This is a genomic window from Okeania sp. SIO2F5 (genome assembly GCF_010692685.1).
Classification (GTDB): domain Bacteria; phylum Cyanobacteriota; class Cyanobacteriia; order Cyanobacteriales; family Microcoleaceae; genus Okeania; species Okeania hirsuta.
In genome coordinates, this window is record NZ_JAAHGU010000310.1 from 1 (window position 1) to 1,347 (window position 1,347).

2 protein-coding genes are annotated in these 1,347 nt (G+C 32.0%); both read right to left on the reverse strand.

Annotated features, from left to right (window positions below; translation table 11 throughout):
• Window positions 1–357: 357 nt before the first annotated feature.
• Window positions 358–666 carry a hypothetical protein gene (locus tag F6K27_RS33210; RefSeq protein WP_287280568.1) on the reverse strand — a complete coding sequence of 103 codons (309 nt, stop codon included), beginning with the start codon at window positions 664–666 and terminating at the stop codon, window positions 358–360.
• A complete protein-coding gene (locus tag F6K27_RS33215) occupies window positions 641–916 on the reverse strand; it encodes a hypothetical protein (protein WP_287280571.1) in 276 nt (91 codons plus the stop codon). The genes F6K27_RS33210 and F6K27_RS33215 overlap by 26 nt, the downstream gene beginning before the upstream one ends.
• Window positions 917–1,347: the final 431 nt, after the last annotated feature.

Here is a 1,347-nt window from a genome sequence, read left to right on the forward strand (position 1 = left end):
CGACATTGACAGGAGCATAGACCTGTTAATTGCTTAATTTCTCCATTGATATCTTCAACTTTCCATCTGGTTTGAGATTCAAATTCTACATCATCTTTACTGCATTTGCTCAGGTCATTAGTAGCAATATATTTTGTCTTGTTGGTAGAAACAATTACCCAGAATAGTTTGACTGTCTTGAGTGCGTCTTACATTCTGAGGAGACCTCAGAATTACGCACTCGCTTTTTTATCCCTTGGAAAACCTTTAATTTTAATTATTTTGCCTGATATTTTTTCTGAGGAGTTCCAGCTTAATTCAGCAATCTTTTTATATTTTTCTACACCACCAGTATCATCTACGTGCGCGATTTATTTTTCAGGGGCAATAATAAATTTTTCCTAAATTATCTATTAATGCCATTAATCTTTGTGTTGCATACCAACTATCCATTAATACAGTTTTAAATGGTAATTTATTGGTATTTATCACATTTAATATCATTTCTTCAACATGATCTATTTTAGTTTTGTTGTCACTATCTGGATCATAAATACGGTAATCTATTATCCAAAATTGTTCATTTTGTGGATTAAAATAGATACAATTAACTATTCCTATGCCCCGAATTACTTGATGTACCGATACCACTATATTGTCGTCATACAAGTTCAATTTTATTGGCATATTTTTTATTGATTACTGTATCATCAAAAATTAGGTATGCCTCTGTACATTGGACTATTTCCTCTTTCACATTTCGCCATAAATCTTGTGTTTGCGCAGCATTCTGCAGGAAACTTAGACATTCTATTCTTAAATAACGATTAATTGTATCATGGCTAATATTTTCTAGGTGATTGGCTAGGTTAGTTATGGTATAATTTGTATGAGAATTTAGCAAATATTGACAATCATCAATATAGTTAAAATTCATATCGATCTCTCTATACAACATTTCTAGATAATTATATTATAATTAGAGTATTTTGATGCAATTTATTAACATGGAGCAACACCTACCAAACTTAGGTCAGTACACTATAGTTATACCAATTCTCAAAAACTTTGCTATACTTGGATTTTTTATTTATAAATACTATTTATTAACGTAATTTTATTGTTAACTAACTTCTGTAATTTTTCCATTTATTTTGACTACCTTCCAAGCCGAGCATTAATGCATGAGAAATGGTACTATACATAGCTTCTTGGCCTAATTTCTGATAATGATACTTGTCTTGAGGCGTTAGCGGAGCTTTGCTGAGGCAATCGCTCTCCATTTTTAAGCGTTGGCGGAGCAAGTGCGGCAGCTATATCGCTCTAGATGACCATACTCTATATATAGTGTCTTTGCGTAAGTCCTGA

Bases quoted from the DNA above. Each gene is read 5' to 3' on its own strand.
- F6K27_RS33215 (WP_287280571.1), bottom strand. From the start codon at position 916: ATGAATTTTAACTATATTGATGATTGTCAATATTTGCTAAATTCTCAT.
- F6K27_RS33210 (WP_287280568.1), bottom strand. From the start codon at position 666: ATGCCAATAAAATTGAACTTGTATGACGACAATATAGTGGTATCGGTA.